The following is a 19,779-nucleotide window of genomic DNA, read 5'->3' on the forward strand; positions in this document are numbered from 1 at the left end:
ATCAGGGAAGAGCGAGGGCCGGGCGGCCCCCGCTCGGGTGGTCGGCGCCTCTAGCATCGAAGGTGTCCGGCACGGTGGGTGCCGGCGGGCCACCGGGCCCGAAGAGAAGGCTTCGGCTCCGGGCTCTTCAAGACTCTTCCGAGATGAGGTAAGCGCAATGGCGGTGAAGGAGATTCTCGCGGGGATGCCGTGGTGGGTGAAGTGGATCGCCATACCCGTCATCGCTCTGGCCGTGTTCGGCGGTCTGATCACCACGGTCCTGAGCTTCGTGATCGGCGTGGTGTTCAAGGTGCTGCTCTTCGTGGCGCTGGTCGGCGGTCTGATCTTCGTGGTCCGCCGGGTCACCTCGGGCGGCTCGCGCGGGGGCTGGTGACACCGACGGCTCCCGGCCGGCCCCATCGGACCGGCCGGACCGCCGGGATCGATGGGACGGACCGGACCGGCGGGATGGACCGGACCGGCGGTGAGACCGGCTAGCACGGGCTCTTCGTCGGTTCGATGCCTCCGTCGGGTTTTAGCCCGGCCGGGGGAACGCGCAGGTTGAAACGGGGGTACCCGTGTGACCTGCCATTAGAGTGGAAATCCTCTGCCGCTCCCGGAAGTTCAGGTCTCGGCCTTTACGGTTCCAGGCCGCGGCGGGCGCGCGGGGGAGGCCCCCGCGGGCGGGTGCGACGCACTCGTCGACACGCCTGGGGGTGACCTGTGGCCACTGCTTCGCAGCCCGCTGCTCCTACCCTGATCGGCTCAGTACAGCGGGCCCTGAGACTGCTGGAGGCCGTGGGCTCCCACGGGGACGGGGCCCCCGCCAAACAGCTGGCACGCGAAGCGGGACTGTCGCTGTCCACCGCGTACCACCTGCTCCGCACCCTGGCGCACGAGGGCTATCTGCGCCGTGAGAAGGGTGTCTTCCTCCTCGGTGACGCCGTCGGCCTACTGGCCGGCGGCGGTGCTGTGCAGAATCGTCGCACCAAGATCGAGGAGTCGCTCGCCCACTGGCGCGACACCATCGGGGTGCCCCTCTACTTCGCCCTCTACCGCGAGGGCGAGATCGAACTGGTCTCCGTCGCCGACGCTCCGGCCTCCCCGGCCGTCGAGGAGTGGGCCGACTTCCGGGAGACCGGCCACGCGCACGCGCTCGGACAGTGCCTTCTCGGTCAACTCGATCCGAAGAGCCGTCAAGAACATCTCGACCGTCACCCGGTCCGAACCCTCACGCCGTATACGGTGCGTAGTCAACATGAGCTTCTGGACCGTTTGGGTGGAATAGGGCGAATGGAGCCCCTGGTGGAACGCCAGGAATATGCGCTCGGCACAGTCTGTGGCGCCATCCCCATCACCGTGGGCTCCACGGCCGCCGCGCTGGCCCTTTCCCTGCCGCTGCACCAGGAAGAACGGTTGCTGCCCGCAGTCGAATGGCTACGCAATGAGGTCGGAGCGCTCTTCTCCTCCCTCGCCCTCTCTATCAGTATCTGAAAAATCACTCCTTGTGATCTGCTAGCGCTTACAGCACGATTGCGTCAAGAGGGCCATGGTGGATCATTCCTGGCCGTTTCGACCACAGCTTTCACCAAGCCTGCGTACACAACTGCCCATCCGATGCGGGGTACATGATGCGAGAGACGGTTCAGGCCGAGGTCCTGATGAGCTTCCTCGTCTCCGAGGAGCTCTCCTTCAGGATCCCGGTGGAACTGCGATACGAGACCGGTGACCCCTACGCGGTGCGGATGACGTTCCATCTCCCCGGGGACGCGCCCGTGACCTGGGCATTCGGTCGAGAACTCCTGCTCGACGGGATCAACGGACCCAGCGGGGACGGCGACGTGCACATCGCGCCGACCGACCCCGACGGACTGTCCGATGTCATGATCCGGCTCCAGGTCGGTGGCGACCGCGCCCTGTTCCGGGCGAGTGCGCCACCGCTGGTCGCCTTCCTCGACCGTACGGACAAGCTTGTCCCGCTCGGTCAGGAACGGACACTCGGCGACTTCGAGGACCACCTGGAGGCGGCACTCGGACGGATTCTCGCCGAGGAGAACGCGGGCTGAGCCCGCGCCCGGAGTGGTGTCACTTGGCCCGGCGCCGCCGACCGCCGCGGCCTTTCCGACCGCTCCACCCCGCCGGCCGTCCCACCGGCTGTCCCCCTTCCCGTTCCGCCGGCGCGTCCCCGGCGCCCGGCCGGTCCGCCGACACCACGAGCGCCGCGAGCGCGGTGGTGACCGGGACCGACGCGACCAGACCGATCGACCCGACCAGGGTCCGCACGATCTCCTCCGCGACCAGCTCACTGTTGGCCACCGTGCCCACGCTGCTCTGGGCGATGGAGAACAGCAGCAGCAGCGGCAGCGCCGCGCCCGCGTAGGCGAGCACCAGGGTGTTCACCACCGAGGCGATGTGGTCACGGCCGATCCGGATGCCCGCCCGGTACAGCGCCCGCGGCCCCATGGCCGGGTCCGCCTGGTGCAGCTCCCAGACCGCCGACGTCTGGGTGACGGTCACATCGTCGAGCACGCCGAGCGAGCCGATGATGATGCCGGCGAGCAGCAGACCCGACATGTCGATGTCCGGATAGAGACCGTGGATGAGACCGGTGTTGTCGTCCGTGTTGCCGCTCAGCGAGGCCCAGTCGATGAAGAACGAGCCGAGCAGACCGATCAGCAGCAGGGAGACGAGTGTGCCGAGCACCGCCACCGAGGTGCGCGCCGACAGACCGTGACACATGTAGAGCGCGATCAGCATGATCGCGCTCGATCCGACGACGGCCACCACCAGCGGATTCGATCCCTCGATGATCGCCGGCAGGATGAACATGGTCAGCAGCGCGAAGCTCACGACGAGCGCGATCAGCGCCATCACCCCGCGCATCCGGCCGACGAGCACGACGACCAGCGCGAAGATGCCGGCGAGCACGGCGAGCGGCACCTTCCGGTTCACATCGGTGACCGAATACTGGAGTTCGCGCGGTGCGTCCGGCGCGTACGCGACGATCACCCCCTGCCCCTGGCGGAGCTGGCGCGGTGCGTCCGGCGGGACGATCTCGGTGAAGGTACGGCCCTTGTGCGGACCCGTCGTGACCTCGACCGTGGCCTTCGCGCACAGCTTCTCCGCGGCGCTCGCCGCCGCGCCGTCCCCCGGGGCCGGCTCCCCGGCGCCCGGTGCCTGGGCGGCGTTCACGTCCTTGCAGTCGAGGTGCGCGACCGAGACGACCCTGCCCTGCTCGGTCTGCCGGTCGAAGCCGACCCCCGTGCGATGGTGCGCCGGGGCGCTGCCCGGCCACAGCATCACCAGGCCGACGACCACGGCCGCGGCGAAGGGGACGAGGACCGCGGCGATGACCTTTCTCAGGTGCAGGGAGACGGGCGCGGCCGGCCCGTGGTGGTGGCTGTGACCCTGTGAGGGGCCGTGCGGATCGGGGGCGTGGGGCGTCGGGTTCACCGGTCGATCATCCCAACAGGGCCCGAGGCCCACTGTTCAGCGCGCCAGAGATGGCGCTAGCGTGGTGACGCCTTTGCACACGCGGGAGCTCGGAGCACCGGGCTGAGAGGGCGCTGACGATTCGCTGCGCCGACCGCCGAACCTGTTACCGGGTAATGCCGGCGTAGGGAGATTCGGTCATATGACCATTCAGGATGCGCACACCCCTGCCTCCGATCGGAACGAGCGGCAGGAGCGCACGCCGGGCTGGCACAAGGGATACGTCGAGGGCTCCCGCCCCGACATCCGGGTGCCGGTCCGCCAGGTGCACCTCACCAACGGCAACGACGTCACGCTGTACGACACCTCCGGCCCGTACACCGACCCCGCCTTCGACACCGATGTCCGGCGCGGTCTGCCGCCGCTGCGGGAGAACTGGATCACCGGCCGGGGCGACACCGAGGCATATGCCGGTCGGCCCGTCCGCCCCGAGGACGACGGCATCAAGCACACCTCGCCGCGCGGCGGGCTCAGGAACCTCGACGCGGTGTTCCCCGGCCGTCCCCGGCTGCCGCGCCGGAGCCGGACCGGGCGCGCGGTGACGCAGCTCGCGTACGCCCGGCGCGGCGAGATCACGCCCGAGATGGAGTTCGTCGCCCTCCGGGAGAACGTCTCCCCCGAGGTCGTACGGGAGGAACTCGCGGCCGGCCGGGCCGTTCTGCCGGCCAACGTCAACCACCCGGAGATCGAGCCGATGATCATCGGCAAGCGGTTCCTGGTGAAGGTCAACGCCAACATCGGCAACTCCGCGGTCACCTCCTCCATCGAGGAGGAGGTCGAGAAGATGACCTGGGCGACGCGTTGGGGCGCCGACACGGTCATGGACCTGTCCACCGGCCGCAACATCCACACCACCCGCGAGTGGGTGCTGCGCAACTCCCCCGTCCCGATCGGCACGGTGCCGCTCTACCAGGCGCTGGAGAAGGTCGACGGCCGGGCCGAGGAACTGACCTGGGAGATCTACAAGGACACCGTCGTCGAGCAGGCCGAGCAGGGCGTCGACTACATGACGGTGCATGCCGGTGTCCTGCTGCCGTACGTGCCGCTGACCGCGCGCCGCAAGACCGGCATCGTCTCGCGCGGCGGCTCGATCATGGCCGCCTGGTGCCTGGCGCACCACCAGGAGAACTTCCTCTACACGAACTTCGAGGAGCTCTGCGAGATCCTGGCGGCCTACGACGTCACGTACTCGCTCGGCGACGGTCTGCGGCCCGGCTCGATCGCCGACGCCAACGACGAGGCGCAGTTCGCGGAGCTGCGCACGCTGGGCGAGCTGAACCGGATCGCCCGGCGGCACGACGTACAGACGATGATCGAGGGCCCGGGACACGTCCCGATGCACAAGATCCGCGAGAACGTGGAGCTCCAGCAGGAGATCTGCGACGAGGCGCCGTTCTACACGCTCGGCCCGCTCACCACCGATGTCGCTCCGGCATATGACCACATCACCTCGGGCATCGGCGCGGCGATGATCGCTTGGTGGGGCACGGCGATGCTCTGCTACGTCACCCCCAAGGAGCACCTGGGCCTGCCGAACCGGGACGACGTGAAGACCGGCGTCGTCACCTACAAGATCGCCGCGCACGCGGCGGACCTGGCGAAGGGGCACCCCGGCGCGCAGGCGTGGGACGACGCGCTGTCGGACGCGCGGTTCGAGTTCCGCTGGGAGGACCAGTTCAATCTGGCCCTCGACCCGGACACGGCGCGGGAGTTCCACGACGAGACGCTGCCGGCGGAGCCCGCGAAGACGGCGCACTTCTGCTCGATGTGCGGGCCGAAGTTCTGCTCGATGAAGATCAGCAGGAGCATCACCGAGCAGTTCGGCGGGGATGCTCCGGCGGCGAGCGACGAGGAGATCGCCGCCGGGATGCTGCGGAAGTCCGAGGAGTTCGCGGCGTCGGGCAACCGGGTCTATCTGCCGATGGCGGACGGCTGACCGACCTCCTGCACCGTCTGACAGGCTGACCGGCCGGCGGGCTGATCGAGCGGCCCGCCGGCGACCGGGCGACCGGCTGATCGACGGCGGACGGCCGGTGATCAGCCGGGGTCGTGCCCCGGCGCGCCGAGGTCCGGCCCGGTGAAGCCAGGGCGGGTGAAGTCGGGTCCGGTGAAGTCCGGGGCGCTGGAGGCGGACCGGGGGAGGCGGCCGGTACCCGGAGCCGGGTGCACCGGGTCCTCCTGGGCCTCCGGGTTCCCCCGGTGTTCGTCCGGGATCGGTGGCAGGGCGCGGGCGTCGCGGAGGAAGGGGACGATCCCCCGGTCCCGCAGCGCCCGGCGCCAGGCCTCCTCGGCGCGCGCGGTCTCGTCGTCGGCGGTCGTGGTCGTGGTCGTGGCCGCGGTGGGGGTGGGGGTGGGGGTGGGGGTGGCGGCCGGATTCCCGGCCTGGGCGGTTCCGTTGCGCAGGGCCGTGATCACCAGGGCCATCGCCCCGCACAGCAGCCCGGCCGCCGCGCCGGCGCCGAAGTACAGGCCCGTGGTGAGCAGGGTGTCCGCGAAGGCGGGAGCCGGTTCGACGAGCCGGAGGACCGCCCCGGCCAGGAGCAGGATCGTGGCCGCCGTGCCCGCGAGGAGGGGAGCGAGGACGGTGAGGGCGGTGACGAGCTCCGTCCCGCGCGCGTGGGCGGGGCGCATTGCCGTATCGCCGCCTCCGTGGACGGAACGGGCCTGCTCACCGGCCTGCTCATGGGCCTGTTCACCGGCTCGTGTACGGGCCCGGGCCTGTTCGCGCACCCGTATGAAGTGGTCGTACTCGGTCGCGGCGGTGGTCGTGATCGGTTCCACGGCCTCCAGCGCCCGTGCGCGCAGCTGCGCGACGGTGGGCCGGGCGGCTCCGGCCGGGCCGGGGACATCCCTGCCGGGAACCTCCGCGCCGGCCAGGGCGTGCAGCACGTCGTCGAGGGTCTGTTCGAAAGCGAGGCGGTCTTCGGTCAGCAGATGTGGGGCCACGTACATGCGCATCCCCCGATGCTCCGTGGGGGCCAAAACCGGCCGGAAAAGACTGCCGGTCGGGCGGAAACGGAGGAGGACCCGCCACGGAGGCACCGGCCGGGAGCACGTGGCGTGTGGTGGCGGGGCGTCCCGGGGTTCGGATTCCCCGGGTGCGTACGGTTATGCCTCAGGCGGGCAGGGGGAGTTGGACGACCAGTAGCTTTCCGGCCATGGTCACTCCGCCGTCCATCGCGATGGCCAGACCGTCGGCGTAGACGTGCGGGCCGTCGACGACCGGGCGCTCGTCCTCCCCGCCGTCCTCCGTGCCGACCTGGCCGAGGAGGTACGGGATCGGGCTGTGACCGTGCACGATCCGCCGGCCGCCGTACGTGGCGAGCAGCTCGCGCACGGCGCCCGGGCCGCTCGCCTCGTCGCGGAAGGCGAAGCGCTTGGTGAACTTCCGGAAGAGGTCCCAGACCTCGTCCGCGTCGTTACGGGTGAGGATCTCGTGGACAGTGTCGTTGACGTCCTCGATGTTCGCGCCGTAGTCGAGATACGCGGTGGTGTCCGAGTGCAGGAGCAGGTGGTCGTCCTCCGCCACGACGGCGTCGAGCCGGGACATCCACTGGAGGTGGACGTCTTGGAGGCGGTCCATGTCGTGCTTCTGGCCGCCGTTGAGCAGCCAGGCGGCCTGGAAGGTGGCGGTGCCGGCGCCGGAGTTGACCGGCGTGTCGCCGAAGCGCTTGGCGCCGATCAGCAGCAGCTCGTGGTTGCCCATCAGGGCCTTGCAGTAGCCGCCGGCGGCCGCGGCCTCGGCGGACAGCCGCATCACCAGGTCGATGACGCCGATGCCGTCCGGACCCCGGTCGGTGAAGTCGCCGAGGAACCACAGCCGGGCGTTGCCCGCGGCCCAGCCGCCGTTCTCGTCGATGAGGCCCTGGGCGCGCAGGGCCGCCACCAGCTCGTCGAGATAGCCGTGGACGTCGCCCACGACATAGAGCGGGCCGCGGCCGTCGGAGGCCTGGGCGTCGGGGCGCGGCAGCGGATCGACGTGCACCTGGACGGTGTCGCCGCGGTTGATGACCGGCAGGTCGCGCTCGGTGGGGGTGTACCCCTCGGGCAGCGCGTCCTCGGGGAAGGCGTTCCCGGGGTGCCCGTCGGTCGTCCGCGCCACGGGCGCGGGGGCCGGTGCGAGGGGTTCGGGGACGGTCCCGGGGGCGACCGGCGCGTGCGCGGGGGCGGGCGCGGCGGCCGGCGCTCCGGCGGCGAAGACGTCGTAGGGCTCGGACTCCTCGCCCCGGTACGGGTTCAGGGGGTGTCCGAGCGGGAGGCTGCCCAGGTGGAGCGTGGCGTCCGCGGGCAGGGGAGCCACGGGCGCGGTCGCGGGAGCCGGGGCGTGCGCCGGGGCGGTCCGCGGGTCGGCGGGCTGCCCCTGGACGGGCACCTTGGCGTACGGAGGTACACGGAAGTCACGCAACGTCGCCGTGCGCACTACGGGTTCCTGCCCGTCCCCCTGTGTCATCGACCCCTCCACCACCGTCGCGATGCCCTGCACATCGCGGACCGGCCTGGTCGTGATGGTCCGCGGTGTCGTCCGCCCATCATAGGAATGAGCGTCCTCCTGTGTGACGCACCAGGGGTGGTGAATCCGGGTCCACTCCGGGTTCACCGGCCGTTTCGCCCGAATTAGGAAGATCCGGTTCAGGGCTCGGCCCGGGCCGCGTCGCGGTGTGCGACCGCGTGCGACCGATGCCGGGCCGAATGGTTCACGCGTCCCCCGGCTCCCCCGCCCGCCCCGGGGCTCCGGGCCGCGCCCGGAGCCTGTCCCCCGCCCGGCCCCCCTCGGGCCGTGTCGTTCCCCTTCGCGGGGCCGCTGCTCCCGGTGCCCTCTCGGGCCGGGCCGCCCGGGTCCGTCACGGTTTTCGCACGGTCCGGGCGGCCCTTTTCGGCGCTTGACGGTTTTCAGTCCTTCGAGGGAGAGCGGGGCGGGCTCACCGTCGTCCGCGGCGGCCGTCGCTGCGACGAGGTACGGACGATCAGCTCCGTCGGTATCACCCGCTCGACTGGACCGTCCGTCTCGATCCCCTCGATGGCGTCGATGAGGAGCTGGACGACGGCGGTGCCGATCCGGCGCGGTTTGAGCGAGAGCGTCGTGATGGGCGGTTCGGTGGTGGCGTACACCGTGGACTCGCTGCAGCACACGAGCAGCAGGTCGTCCGGGACCCGCAGCCCGTAGCGGCGGGCCGCGGCGAGCAGGTCGGTGCCGTTGGGGTCGAAGAGCCCGTACACGGCGTCGGGGCGGTCCGGGCGGGCGAGCAGCCGGTCGGCCGCGATGGCGCCCGCGCACGGATCGTGCGCCGGATAGGCCTCGTAGACGGGGTCCTGGCCCACCCGCGCGCACCAGTCGAGGTACGCGGTGGTGGAGAGCCGGGTGTACGTGTCGGTCGTCGTCCCGGTGAGCAGACCGATCCGGCGGGCGCCGGCGGCCGCGAGGTGGTCGAGCAGATCGAGGACGGCGGCCTCGTGGTCGTTGTCCACCCAGGCGGTGACCGGCAGCGTGCCGGCGGGGCGTCCGTCGGAGACGACGGGCAGGCCCTGGCGGACGAGTTCGGTCACGACCGGGTCGTGGTCGGAGGGGTCGATGACGACGGTGCCGTCGAGGGCGACGTTCGACCAGACGTCGTGACGGGAGGTGGCGGGCAGGATGACCAGCGCGTAGCCGCGGGCGAGCGCGGCCGAGGTGGCGGCCCTGGCCATCTCCGCGAAATAGGCGAATTCCGTGAAGGTGAAAGGTTCATCCCCGTACGTGGTCACGGTCAGGCCGATGAGGCCGGACTTGCCGGTGCGGAGCGTGCGGGCGGCCGCCGAGGGGCGATAGCCCAGTCGGTCGGCGACCTCGCGGACGTGACGGCGGGTGGCGTCCGGGAGCCGGCCCTTGCCGTTGAGTGCGTCGGAGACAGTCGTGATGGAGACCCCGGCGGCGGCGGCCACGTCCCGGATGCCCGCCCGGCCCTGCCGGGTTCCCCGGGTTTGTGCCCGGCTCACCTGGTGCTTCCCTGCTGCTGTCATGGCGAGCCGATAGTAGGGCGATGCGGGTGGGTCGGGCCGCGCGCATATGCAGGCATCGAGAGGCACGTTTCTGCAAGGTAATGCAGGGTCAATCCCCTTGGAAAGCAAGGGTATTTCGGATGTCGCCATAGGTCCTGCGGCCCCTTGCGTCGATGTGCCTGGCGAGAGGTGGAGGTCTCGAAGAGGTCTCAACTCACCTCTATGGGGGACGCGCGCCACGGCGCCCGCCACCGGCGCGCGCCATCTTGATGTGCGCCCCCTGGAGGAAGAGCGGGCCGACGGGCCCCTCGCCACGCCCCGGCGGGCCCGGCTCGCCCCCGAGCGCCCCGAGTTGTCCCCTGCCAGTTGTTCCCAGGCCATTCGCAGCGGAGCCGAATCCTCATAAGGTGAGCAGTATTGGTGACAGGTACGGAGGAGGACACACTGTGAGCGAGACCAGCGGGATCCCCGGGGCGGATGTGGCAGGCCCGAAGCTTCGCGCCGAACTGGACGGCGTCCCCACTTACAAGCCGGGCAAGCCGGCCGCCGCCGGTGGCCCGGTCGCCTTCAAGCTGTCCTCCAACGAGAACCCCTATCCGCCGCTGCCCGGCGTGATGGAGAGCACCCTCGCCGCGGCCGCGGACTTCAACCGCTACCCGGACATGGCCTGCACGGGTCTGACGCAGGAGCTGGCCGACCGCTTCGGCGTGCCGGTCTCCCACCTGGCCACCGGCACCGGCTCGGTCGGCGTGGCGCAGTCCCTGCTCCAGGCCACCTCGGGCCCGGGCGACGAAGTGATCTACGCCTGGCGGTCCTTCGAGGCGTACCCGATCATCACCCAGATCAGCGGGGCGACTTCGGTGAAGGTGCCGCTCACCGACGGCGAGGTGCACGACCTCGACGCGATGGCCGCCGCGATCACCGACCGGACCCGGCTGATCTTCGTCTGCAACCCCAACAACCCCACGGGCACCGCGGTGCGCCGGGCCGAGCTGGAGCGCTTCCTGGACCGGGTGCCCTCCGACGTGCTCGTGGTGATCGACGAGGCGTACCGCGAGTTCGTCCGCGACGCCGAGATTCCGGACGGCATCGAGCTGTACCGCGACCGGCCGAACGTGGCGGTGCTGCGGACCTTCTCGAAGGCGTACGGACTGGCCGGCCTGCGGGTGGGCTTCGCCGTCGCGCACGAGCCGGTGGCGGCCGCGCTGCGCAAGACCGCGGTCCCGTTCGGCGTGAGCCAGCTGGCGCAGGACGCCGCGGTGGCCTCGCTGCGGGCCGAGGACGCGCTGTTCGGGCGGGTCGGCGCGCTGGTCGCCGAGCGCGAGCGGGTCCACGCCGGCCTCGTGGCCCAGGGCTGGACCGTGCCGGAGACCCACGCGAACTTCGTCTGGCTGCGGCTCGGCGAGCGGACCATGGAGTTCGCCGCCGAGTGCGAGCGGCAGGGCGTGGTCGTCCGGCCGTTCGCCGGTGAGGGCGTGCGCGTCACGATCGGCGAGGACGAGGCGAACGACCTGTTCCTGAAGGCGGCGGAGGGCTTCCGCAAGGACGCGTGACGCCCGCACCTTTTCCGGTTGGTACGGCCCCGGGGCCGGTCGTGAAAGCGACCGCCCCGGGGCCGTCGCCGTTCCCGGGCCGGCCGTGCTCCGGGGCCCGATGAATTCGAGCCGCGCGGTGCCGTGCCTCGTCAGGCCGTTCGGCCCCGGTCCTGCGACCGGTCCTCGGCGCGACGGGCCTCCCGGAGGCCGTCCGGGGGCCGTTCGACGGCCTTCGGCATGGCCGGAAATCGTGGGTACACGTCCTCTGTGGCGCGCGCCACGGGATCCGGCCACCGCGCAGGGTCACCCCTTCGGTCCGGTGTCCCGGGGCGGTTGCTCGGCTCTTCGGATAAAAGCCCTGGTCAGCGCGGTGTGGGTGGCCGGAGGGAAGGTGGCGAAGGTCCCGCTCGGGGGGTGACCCCGGGTAGGGGACCCCGGCCGAAGGGACGTATTGCATATGAGCCATAATGCTTGTGAATGTGAACGCGTTCACAAGCGTGTCCCTGTTCCTCCAGGAATGTGTGGGATCAAAGGGGCAGACTGCCGATGTGACCACGGCGATGTAAGGAGCAGACGTGGACCTCGCTTTGGCGCCCGAGACACTGGCGCGCTGGCAGTTCGGCATCACCACCGTCTATCACTTTCTCTTCGTCCCGCTGACGATCTCACTCGCCGCGCTCACGGCAGGTCTACAGACGGCCTGGGTGCGCACCGACAAGGAGAAGTACCTCAGGGCCACCAAGTTCTGGGGCAAGCTCTTCCTGATCAACATCGCCATGGGTGTCGTCACCGGCATCGTGCAGGAGTTCCAGTTCGGCATGAACTGGTCCGACTACTCCCGCTTCGTCGGCGACATCTTCGGCGCCCCCCTCGCCTTCGAGGCGCTGATCGCGTTCTTCTTCGAGTCGACCTTCATCGGTCTGTGGATCTTCGGCTGGGACAAGCTGCCGAAGAAGATCCACCTCGCCTGCATCTGGATGGTGTCGATCGGCACCATCGCCTCGGCGTGGTTCATCCTGGCCGCCAACTCCTGGATGCAGCACCCGGTCGGCTACCGGTTCAACCCCCAGCGGGGACGCGCCGAGCTGACCGACTTCTGGCTGGTGATCACTCAGAACACCACCCTCAACCAGGTCTTCCACACCCTCTCGGCGGCCTTCCTCACCGGTGGCGCCTTCATGGTCGGCATCGCCGCGTACCACCTGGCCCGCAAGCGCCATGTCGCGGTGATGAAGACCTCGCTCCGGCTGGGTCTGGTCACGGTGGTGGTCGCCGGTCTGCTCACCGCGCTCAGCGGTGACACGCTCGGCAAGGTCATGTTCAAGCAGCAGCCGATGAAGATGGCCTCGGCCGAGGCGCTGTGGGACGGCCAGGACAGTGCGCCGTTCTCCGTCTTCGCCTACGGAGACGTCGAGAAGGGCCGCAACACCGTGGCCATCGAGATCCCCGGTCTGCTGTCCTTCCTCGCCGACAACGACTTCAGCTCGTATGTCCCCGGCATCAACGACATCAACAAGGAAGAGCAGGCGCGGTTCGGGCCCGGCGACTACCGGCCGATGATCCCCACCACGTACTGGAGCTTCCGGTGGATGATCGGCTTCGGTATGTCGTCCTTCCTCATCGGACTCGTCGGACTCTGGCTGACCCGCAAGAGGTTCTGGCTGGCCCCCGCGCTGCGGACGGGCGAGGACGAGGTGCCGCATCTGGTGCCGTTCAAGAACAAGGCGCTCAGCCCCAAGCTCGCCCACGCCTACTGGATCCTGGCCCTGTGGACGCTGGCCTTCCCGCTGATCGCCAACTCGTGGGGCTGGATCTTCACCGAGATGGGCCGTCAGCCGTGGGCCGTCTTCGGGGTGCTGCAGACCCGCGACGCCGTCTCCCCCGGGGTCTCCCAGGGTGAGGTGATCACCTCGATGAGCCTCTTCACGGCCCTCTACGCGATTCTCGCCGTGATCGAGGTGAAGCTGCTCGTCAAGTACATCAAGGCCGGCCCGCCCGAGCTGACCGAGGACGACCTCAACCCGCCCACCCGGATCGGCGGGGACGACGCCGACCGCCCCATGGCCTTCTCGTACTGAGGCTCAGGAGATCGAGGCATGGAACTCCACGACGTCTGGTTCGTACTCATCGCGGTCCTCTGGATCGGCTACTTCTTCCTGGAGGGATTCGACTTCGGAGTCGGCATCCTCACCAAGCTGCTCGCCCGGGACCGGACCGAGAAGCGCGTCCTCATCAACACCATCGGACCCGTCTGGGACGGCAACGAGGTGTGGCTGCTCACCGCGGGCGGTGCGACCTTCGCCGCCTTCCCCGAGTGGTACGCCACGCTCTTCTCCGGCTTCTATCTGCCGCTGCTGATCATCCTGCTCTGTCTGATCGTGCGCGGTGTCGCCTTCGAGTACCGGGCCAAGCGGTCCGGGGAGAAGTGGCAGCGCAACTGGGAGCACGCCCTCTTCTGGACCTCCCTCGTCCCCGCGTTCCTGTGGGGTGTGGCCTTCGGCAACATCGTCCGGGGCGTGAAGATCGACCAGGACTTCGAGTACGTCGGCAACTTCTGGGATCTGCTCAACCCGTACGCGATCCTCGGCGGCCTGGTCACGCTCACCCTCTTCACCTTCCACGGCGCGGTGTTCACGGCGCTCAAGACGGTCGGCGACATCCGCGACCGGGCCCGGGCGCTCGCGCTCAAGCTCGGGATCGTCACGGCGCTGCTCGCGCTCGCCTTCCTCATCTGGACCCAGCTGAACCACGGTGACGGCTGGAGCCTCGCCGCGATGCTGGTCGCCGTGGTGGCGCTGGTCGGCGCGATCGGGGCGAATCAGATCGGACGCGAGGGATGGGCGTTCATGCTCTCGGGCGTCACGATCGTCGCGGCGGTGGCGATGCTGTTCCTGACGCTGTTCCCGAACGTCATGCCGTCCACGCTCAACGAGGCGTGGAGCCTGACGGTGACCAACGCGTCGTCCAGCCCGTACACGCTCAAGATCATGACGTGGTGCGCGGCCATCGCGACGCCTCTGGTGCTGCTCTACCAGAGCTGGACCTACTGGGTGTTCCGCAAGCGGATCGGCACGCAGCACATCGCCGACGCCGCGCACTGACCCTCTCTCCGCCCGGCCGGCTCCTGAGGGGCCGGCCCTCTCCGGGGCGGTGTTTCACGTGAAACATCGCCCCCGGGGAAGGATGTTTCACGTGAAACCGATCGATCCGCGTCTGCTCCGTCACGCTCGGGCGACCCGCTTCTTCCTGCTGGCGGTGGTCGGACTCGGCCTCGTGGGGGCGGTGCTGATCGTCGCCCAGGCGATGCTGATCGCCGATGTCGTGGTGGGGGCCTTCCAGAAGGGCCTGCCGGTCTCCGGTCTCACCACACCGCTGGTGCTGCTGGCGATCGTGGCGGTGGGGCGGGGGCTGGTCTCCTGGCTCACCGAGCTGGCCGCCCACCGGGCCAGCGCGGCGGTCAAGTCCGAACTGCGCGGCCGGCTTCTCCAGCAGGCCGCGGCGCTCGGGCCCGGGTGGCTCGGCGGGCAGAAGGCCGGCTCGCTGGCCGCGCTCGCCACCCGGGGCGTGGACGCGCTCGACGACTACTTCGCCCGCTATCTGCCCCAGCTGGGGCTCGCGGTCGTGGTGCCGGTGGCGGTGCTCGCCCGGATCGTCACCGAGGACTGGATCTCGGCGGCCATCATCGTGGTGACCCTGCCGCTCATCCCGCTCTTCATGATCCTCATCGGCTGGTACACCCAGGCCCGGATGGACCGTCAGTGGAAGCTGCTGTCCCGGCTCTCGGGGCACTTCCTCGATGTGGTGGCCGGTCTGCCGACGCTCAAGGTGTTCGGCCGGGCCAAGGCGCAGGCCGAGAACATCCGGAAGATCACCGCCGAGTACCGGCGGGCGACCATGCGGACGCTGCGGATCGCCTTTCTCTCCTCCTTCGCCCTGGAACTGCTCGCGACGCTGTCGGTCGCGCTCGTCGCGGTCGGCACCGGAATGCGGCTGGTGCACGGCACTCTCGATCTCACGACCGGGCTCGTCATCCTGATCCTGGCGCCCGAGGCGTATCTGCCGCTGCGACAGGTGGGTGCGCAGTTCCACGCGGCGGCGGAGGGACTGGCCGCCGCCGAGGAGATTTTCGAGGTCCTGGAACAGCCGGTGCCCGCCGGCGGTACGGGGGCGGTGCCCGCGTCCGTACGGCTCGAACTCGACCGGGTGACGGTACGGCACCCCGGCCGCACCACGGCCTCGCCCGCCGGCGCCTCGCTCACCGTCGAACCCGGCGAGACCGTGGCCCTCGTCGGACCGAGCGGCGCCGGCAAGTCGACCCTGCTCGACGTGGTGCTCGGCTTCACCCGCCCGGAGGCGGGCGGTTCGGTACGGGTCGGGGGCGCCGATCTCGCCTCGCTGGACCTGGAGGAGTGGCGCTCGCGGATCGCGTGGGTGCCACAGCGCCCGCATCTCTTCGCCGGGACCATCGCGGAGAACGTCCGGCTGGCCCGGCCGGATGCCTCCGACGCGGCGGTCCGGCAGGCGCTGCGCGATGCCGGCGCGGACGGGTTCGTCGCCGATCTGCCGGAGGGTGCCGACACCCTGCTCGGTGAGGACGGTGCCGGTCTCTCCGCCGGTCAGCGCCAGCGGCTCGCGCTGGCCCGGGCGTTCCTCGCGGACCGGCCCCTGCTGCTTCTCGACGAGCCGACCGCCGCCCTCGACGGGGACACCGAGGCCGGTGTCGTGGACGCCGTCCGCCGGCTCGCGGTCGGCCGTACGGTGCTGCTGGTCGTGCACCGGCCGGCGCTGCTCGCGGTCGCGGACCGGGTGGTGCGGATCGGCGCGGCCGAGGAGTTCGGGGCGCCCGAGGGGGCCGTGCGCGATGCGGTGGCCGATGGCGCGAGGACCGTGCCGCTCGCGTCCGTGGCCGCCGGCCCCGGGGGAGCGGGGACCGCTCCGGCCGCTCCCGCGGTCGTGGAATCCCGGCAGTCCGTGTCCTCCCTGGACACCGGCGCCGTGGACACCGGCCTCATGGGTTCCGGCTCCACCGACACCGGCTCTCTGGGCTCCGGCTCTGGCTCCGGCTTCATGGACGCCGGCGCCGTGGGCCGGGCGCCGTCCGCGCGGCGGGTGTTCGGCCGGGTGCGGGCGATGGCGGGCGGGCTCCGGGGGCGGGTCGCGCTCGCGCTGCTGCTGGGCAGCCTGGCGCTCGGATCGGCCGTGGGCCTCATGGCGGTGTCCGGGTGGCTCATCTCCCGGGCGTCCGAACAGCCTCCCGTGCTCTATCTGATGGTCGCCGTGACCGCGACCCGCGCCTTCGGCATCGGGCGCGCCGTGTTCCGCTACGCCGAGCGTCTCGTCTCGCACGACGCCGTGCTGCGGATGCTCGCCGATCTGCGGGTCGCCGTCTTCCGCCGGCTGGAGCGGATCGCGCCCGCCGGACTGCGCCGCACTCGGCGCGGCGATCTGCTGGCCCGGCTGGTGCACGACGTCGACGCGCTCCAGGACTACTGGCTGCGCTGGCTCCTCCCGGCCGGGGCCGCACTGGTCGTCGGCGCCGGATCGGTCGCCTTCACCGCCTGGCTGCTGCCCGAGGCCGGCGCGGTCCTCGCCGCCGGACTGCTGCTCGCCGGCGTCGCCGTGCCGCTGACCGGCGCCGTGCTCGCCCGGCGCGCGGAACGGCGGCTCGCCCCCGCGCGCGGCACGCTCACCACCACCGTGGTCGACCTGCTGAGCGGCTGCGCCGAACTCACCGTCGCCGGCGCCCTGAAGGGCCGCGTCGAACGGGCCGCCGCGGCCGACCGTACCCTCACCGCCATCGCCTCCCGGCAGTCCGCCGCCACCGCGCTGAGCGCCGGTCTGTCCGCCCTGGTCTGCGGCCTCACGGTGGCCGGTGCCGCGCTCGTCGGCGTCCAGGCGGTGCGGGACGGCCGGCTCGACGGCGTCGCGCTCGCCGTGGTCGTCCTCACCCCGCTCGCCGGGTTCGAGGCCGTCACCGGGCTGCCTCTCGCCCTCCAGTACCGCCAGCGCGTGCGGCGCAGCGCCGAGCGGGTCCTCGACGTGCTCGACGCCCCCGTCCCCGTTCCCGAGCCGGCCGCACCCGCGGCTCCCCCGGCGAGTCCGTTCCCGCTGGAACTGGACGGGCTCACGGCGAGGTACGCCGGAGCGGACCGGCCCGCGCTGGACGGCTTCGGGCTCCGGCTGGAGGCCGGGCGCCGGGTGGCCGTGGTCGGCGCGTCCGGCTCCGGCAAGACGACCCTCGCCCAGGTGCTGCTGCGCTTCCTGGACACCGAGTCCGGTGCGTACCGGATCGGCGACGTCCCCGCCCGGGACCTCGACGGCGACGACGTCCGCCGCTTCGTCGGCCTGTGCGCCCAGGACGCCCACCTCTTCGACAGCACGCTGCGCGAGAACCTGCGGCTCGCCCGGACCGGGGCGAGCGACGGCGAACTGCGCGACGCCCTGCGCCGCGCCCGGCTCCTGGACTGGGTGGACACCCTGCCCGACGGGCTCGACACGCTCGTCGGCGAGCACGGCTCGCGGCTCTCCGGCGGTCAGCGGCAGCGCCTCGCGCTCGCCCGGGCGCTGCTCGCCGACTTCCCCGTCCTCGTCCTCGACGAGCCGGCCGAGCACCTGGACCTGGCCACCGCCGACGCGCTCACCGACGATCTGCTGCGGGCCACCGAGGGACGCACCACCGTCCTCATCACCCACCGGCTGCACGGACTCGACGCCGTCGACGAGGTGATCGTCCTCGACCGGGGCCGGATCGCGCAGCGCGGACCGTACGCGGACCTGGCGGCGGCCGACGGGCCGCTGCGGCGGATGCGGGAGCGGGAGCGGGCGAGCGATTCGCTGCTCGTGACCGGGGCCGCCGCGACCGCCGCCGACGCCGCCGCTACCTTCGTACCGGGGACCGCGCCGGACGACCGGTCCGCGTCCCCGGCCCCCGCGCGGTCCGCCCAGCCGACTGCCGCCGCCCCATAGGAATCAAGAGGCTCACGGTCATGACCGCCGCGCCCGACGTACCGGACCCGCTCGACGCCGCGACCCAGGCGACCCGCGGTCTGCGCGGTCTGTCGACCGAACTGACCGCGCGCGTGCCGCTGCTCCTGGAGGCGATGCGTTCCGTCGGCACCGGCCTCGAACTGCACACCACCCTCGACCGGATCTGCGAGACGGCGGCGGCGCTCGCCGGCGCCCGGTACGCGGCCATCGGCGTCGTCGACGAGGAGCGCGACGGCCTGTCCGACTTCGTCACCTACGGCGTCAGTGAGGACATCGCGCGCCGGATCGGCCACCGGCCCGACGGGCACGCCGGGCTGCTCGGCGCGCTCATCCGCGATCCGCGGACGATCCGGCTCGCCGATGTGGCGGCCGATCCGCGTGCGGCCGGGTTCCCGCCCGGCCATCCGCCGATGCGGACCTTCCTCGGTGTCCCGATCAAGGTGCAGGGCGAGATCTTCGGCAATCTCTATCTCGCCGAGAAGAACGACGGCGGCGAGTTCAACGACTACGACGTCCACATGGTCCGGGTGCTCGCCACCGAGGCCGGGATCGCCATCGGCAACGCGCGGCTGTACGAGGCCGCCCGGCAGCGCGAGCGCTGGATCGACGGCTCCGTCGCCGTCACCACCGCCCTGCTCTCCGGCGGGGACGCCGACGACGCGCTCACGGTCGTCGCCGAGCAGGCCCGGCGGCTCGCCGACGCCGGCGCGGGCATCGTGCTGCTGCCGGCCGAGGAAGGCGGTCTGGAGGTCGTCGCCGTCTCCACCGACCAGACGAGCCGGACGCTCGGCCTGGTGATCCCGCCCGAGAGTCCGGTGACGGAGAGTCTGCTGGAGGGCGAGGCGGTGTTCCTCGACGACGCCGCCGGCGATCCCCGGATGGCCACCCCGCTCGCCGCGGAGTACGGGCCCGCGATGCTGCTGCCGCTGCAGAGCGGCGGCCGGGTGCTCGGGGCGCTCGCGGTGCCGAGGGCCCGGGGCGCGCGGCCGTTCACGGAGGCGGAGCGGACCCTGGCCGCCCAGTTCGCCTCGCAGGCGGCGCTCGCGCTGATGATGGCCGAGGCCCAGCGGGACCGGGAGCGGCTCGCCGTCTACGAGGACCGCGACCGGATCGCCCGCGATCTGCACGACCTGGTCATCCAGCGGCTGTTCGCCACCGGGATGATGCTGGAGAGCGCCCAGCGCAAGTCGATCGTGCCCGCCGTGCGGGACGGGGTCGGCAAGGCGGTCGACGAGCTGGACGTGACCATCCAGGAGATCCGTACGGCGATCTTCGCGCTCCAGCAGGGGCCGGCCGAGGCGCCCTCGGGGCTGCGTACCCGGGTCCTGCGGGAGATCAACACGGCGGCCGTGCCGCTCGGCTTCAAGCCCGCGCACCGCTTCCTCGGCGCGATCGACGCGACCGTCGGCGAGCTGACCGGCAAGAACCTCATCGCCGCGCTGCGCGAGGCGCTGTCGAACGCCTTCCGGCACGCGGAGGCGTCCCGGATCGAGGTGGTCCTGGACGCCACGGTCACGCTGGCGGACGGCACCCCGGGGGTCCGGCTGTCGGTGGCCGACGACGGGATCGGGATCCCGTCCGGGGGCCGGCGCAGCGGTCTGCGCAATCTGGCCCGGCGCGCCGAGTCGCTCGGCGGCGCGAGCTGGTGCGACCCGGGCATCGGCGAGGACGGGGCCGGGACGACGGTGGTGTGGCAGGCGCCGCTCTGACCTGGGCTCCCGGGGCGTTGCCCGGAGGCCGGGACGGCGGGGCGGCTGAACGTGGTGTGGTGTGGTGCGGTGCCGGTGTGGCGCCGGTGTGACGCGGGCCA

Annotated in this window: 13 protein-coding genes and 1 riboswitch; of the genes, 9 read left to right on the top strand and 4 right to left on the bottom strand. The window is 71.5% G+C overall.

Annotated features, from left to right (window positions below):
* Window positions 1–157 precede the first annotated feature (157 nt).
* The 3 genes from ABZ990_RS08410 to ABZ990_RS08420 all read left to right on the top strand — a co-directional run bounded on the left by ABZ990_RS08410 (window position 158) and on the right by ABZ990_RS08420 (window position 2,045).
* Window positions 158–373, top strand: coding sequence for a DUF5326 family protein (locus tag ABZ990_RS08410; RefSeq protein ID WP_361227256.1), 216 nt, complete (start codon window positions 158–160; stop codon window positions 371–373).
* A 329-nt stretch (window positions 374–702) separates the two neighbouring features.
* A complete protein-coding gene (locus ABZ990_RS08415; protein ID WP_361227259.1) occupies window positions 703–1,473 on the top strand; it encodes a helix-turn-helix domain-containing protein in 771 nt (256 codons plus the stop codon).
* A 137-nt stretch (window positions 1,474–1,610) separates the two neighbouring features.
* Entirely contained in the window at window positions 1,611–2,045 is a 435-nt protein-coding gene (locus ABZ990_RS08420; RefSeq protein WP_359880199.1) for an SsgA family sporulation/cell division regulator, read from the top strand.
* 19 nt (window positions 2,046–2,064) lie between these two features.
* Here ABZ990_RS08420 and ABZ990_RS08425 read toward each other — a convergent pair whose 3' ends face one another.
* Window positions 2,065–3,432: a YibE/F family protein gene (locus ABZ990_RS08425; protein ID WP_361227262.1), complete on the bottom strand. Its 1,368-nt coding sequence runs from the start codon at window positions 3,430–3,432 to the stop codon at window positions 2,065–2,067.
* Between the two features lie 71 nt (window positions 3,433–3,503).
* Window positions 3,504–3,619: riboswitch (TPP riboswitch) on the top strand.
* Between ABZ990_RS08425 and thiC the strand changes: the two genes are divergently transcribed.
* Entirely contained in the window at window positions 3,614–5,407 is a 1,794-nt protein-coding gene (thiC, locus tag ABZ990_RS08430) for a phosphomethylpyrimidine synthase ThiC (protein ID WP_361227264.1), read from the top strand. (Overlaps the previous riboswitch by 6 nt.)
* A gap of 101 nt (window positions 5,408–5,508) precedes the next feature.
* On the opposite strand, the gene ABZ990_RS08435 is transcribed toward thiC, so the two are convergent.
* From ABZ990_RS08435 to ABZ990_RS08445, 3 genes are all read right to left on the bottom strand, one after another.
* Window positions 5,509–6,429, bottom strand: a complete 921-nt coding sequence (locus ABZ990_RS08435; RefSeq protein ID WP_361227267.1) for a hypothetical protein — start codon at window positions 6,427–6,429, stop codon at window positions 5,509–5,511.
* A 157-nt stretch (window positions 6,430–6,586) separates the two neighbouring features.
* On the bottom strand, window positions 6,587–7,921 hold the full coding sequence (locus tag ABZ990_RS08440; RefSeq protein WP_361227270.1) for a metallophosphoesterase: 1,335 nt from the start codon (window positions 7,919–7,921) through the stop codon (window positions 6,587–6,589).
* A gap of 440 nt (window positions 7,922–8,361) precedes the next feature.
* Window positions 8,362–9,468, bottom strand: a complete 1,107-nt coding sequence (locus tag ABZ990_RS08445) for a LacI family DNA-binding transcriptional regulator (protein WP_361227273.1) — start codon at window positions 9,466–9,468, stop codon at window positions 8,362–8,364.
* A 458-nt stretch (window positions 9,469–9,926) separates the two neighbouring features.
* On the opposite strand from ABZ990_RS08445, the gene hisC reads away from it, so the two are divergent.
* The 5 genes from hisC to ABZ990_RS08470 all read left to right on the top strand — a co-directional run bounded on the left by hisC (window position 9,927) and on the right by ABZ990_RS08470 (window position 19,678).
* On the top strand, window positions 9,927–11,000 hold the full coding sequence (gene hisC, locus ABZ990_RS08450) for a histidinol-phosphate transaminase (RefSeq protein ID WP_361227549.1): 1,074 nt from the start codon (window positions 9,927–9,929) through the stop codon (window positions 10,998–11,000).
* 557 nt (window positions 11,001–11,557) lie between these two features.
* The gene (locus ABZ990_RS08455; protein ID WP_361227276.1) at window positions 11,558–13,060 is read left to right on the top strand and encodes a cytochrome ubiquinol oxidase subunit I; all 1,503 of its coding nucleotides are present in this window, start codon (window positions 11,558–11,560) and stop codon (window positions 13,058–13,060) included.
* A gap of 18 nt (window positions 13,061–13,078) precedes the next feature.
* Complete coding sequence (gene cydB, locus ABZ990_RS08460; protein ID WP_361227279.1) at window positions 13,079–14,083, top strand: cytochrome d ubiquinol oxidase subunit II; 1,005 nt, start codon at window positions 13,079–13,081, stop codon at window positions 14,081–14,083.
* Between the two features lie 91 nt (window positions 14,084–14,174).
* A complete protein-coding gene (gene cydD, locus ABZ990_RS08465) occupies window positions 14,175–17,948 on the top strand; it encodes a thiol reductant ABC exporter subunit CydD (protein WP_361227282.1) in 3,774 nt (1,257 codons plus the stop codon).
* 20 nt (window positions 17,949–17,968) lie between these two features.
* Window positions 17,969–19,678 carry a GAF domain-containing protein gene (locus ABZ990_RS08470; protein WP_361227285.1) on the top strand — a complete coding sequence of 570 codons (1,710 nt, stop codon included), beginning with the start codon at window positions 17,969–17,971 and terminating at the stop codon, window positions 19,676–19,678.
* Window positions 19,679–19,779 lie beyond the last annotated feature (101 nt).

The sequence above is a fragment of the Streptomyces sp. NPDC046203 genome (genome assembly GCF_040646255.1).
Classification (GTDB): domain Bacteria; phylum Actinomycetota; class Actinomycetes; order Streptomycetales; family Streptomycetaceae; genus Streptomyces.

What these genes read in the sequence shown, in the direction of transcription:
- ABZ990_RS08410 (WP_361227256.1), top strand. Translation starts at nt 158, where the DNA reads ATGGCGGTGAAGGAGATTCTCGCGGGGATGCCGTGGTGGGTGAAGTGG.
- ABZ990_RS08420 (WP_359880199.1), top strand. Translation starts at nt 1,611, where the DNA reads ATGCGAGAGACGGTTCAGGCCGAGGTCCTGATGAGCTTCCTCGTCTCC.
- thiC (WP_361227264.1), top strand. Translation starts at nt 3,614, where the DNA reads ATGACCATTCAGGATGCGCACACCCCTGCCTCCGATCGGAACGAGCGG.
- ABZ990_RS08435 (WP_361227267.1), bottom strand. Translation starts at nt 6,429, where the DNA reads ATGCGCATGTACGTGGCCCCACATCTGCTGACCGAAGACCGCCTCGCT.
- ABZ990_RS08440 (WP_361227270.1), bottom strand. Translation starts at nt 7,921, where the DNA reads ATGACACAGGGGGACGGGCAGGAACCCGTAGTGCGCACGGCGACGTTG.
- ABZ990_RS08445 (WP_361227273.1), bottom strand. Translation starts at nt 9,468, where the DNA reads ATGACAGCAGCAGGGAAGCACCAGGTGAGCCGGGCACAAACCCGGGGA.
- cydB (WP_361227279.1), top strand. Translation starts at nt 13,079, where the DNA reads ATGGAACTCCACGACGTCTGGTTCGTACTCATCGCGGTCCTCTGGATC.
- ABZ990_RS08470 (WP_361227285.1), top strand. Translation starts at nt 17,969, where the DNA reads ATGACCGCCGCGCCCGACGTACCGGACCCGCTCGACGCCGCGACCCAG.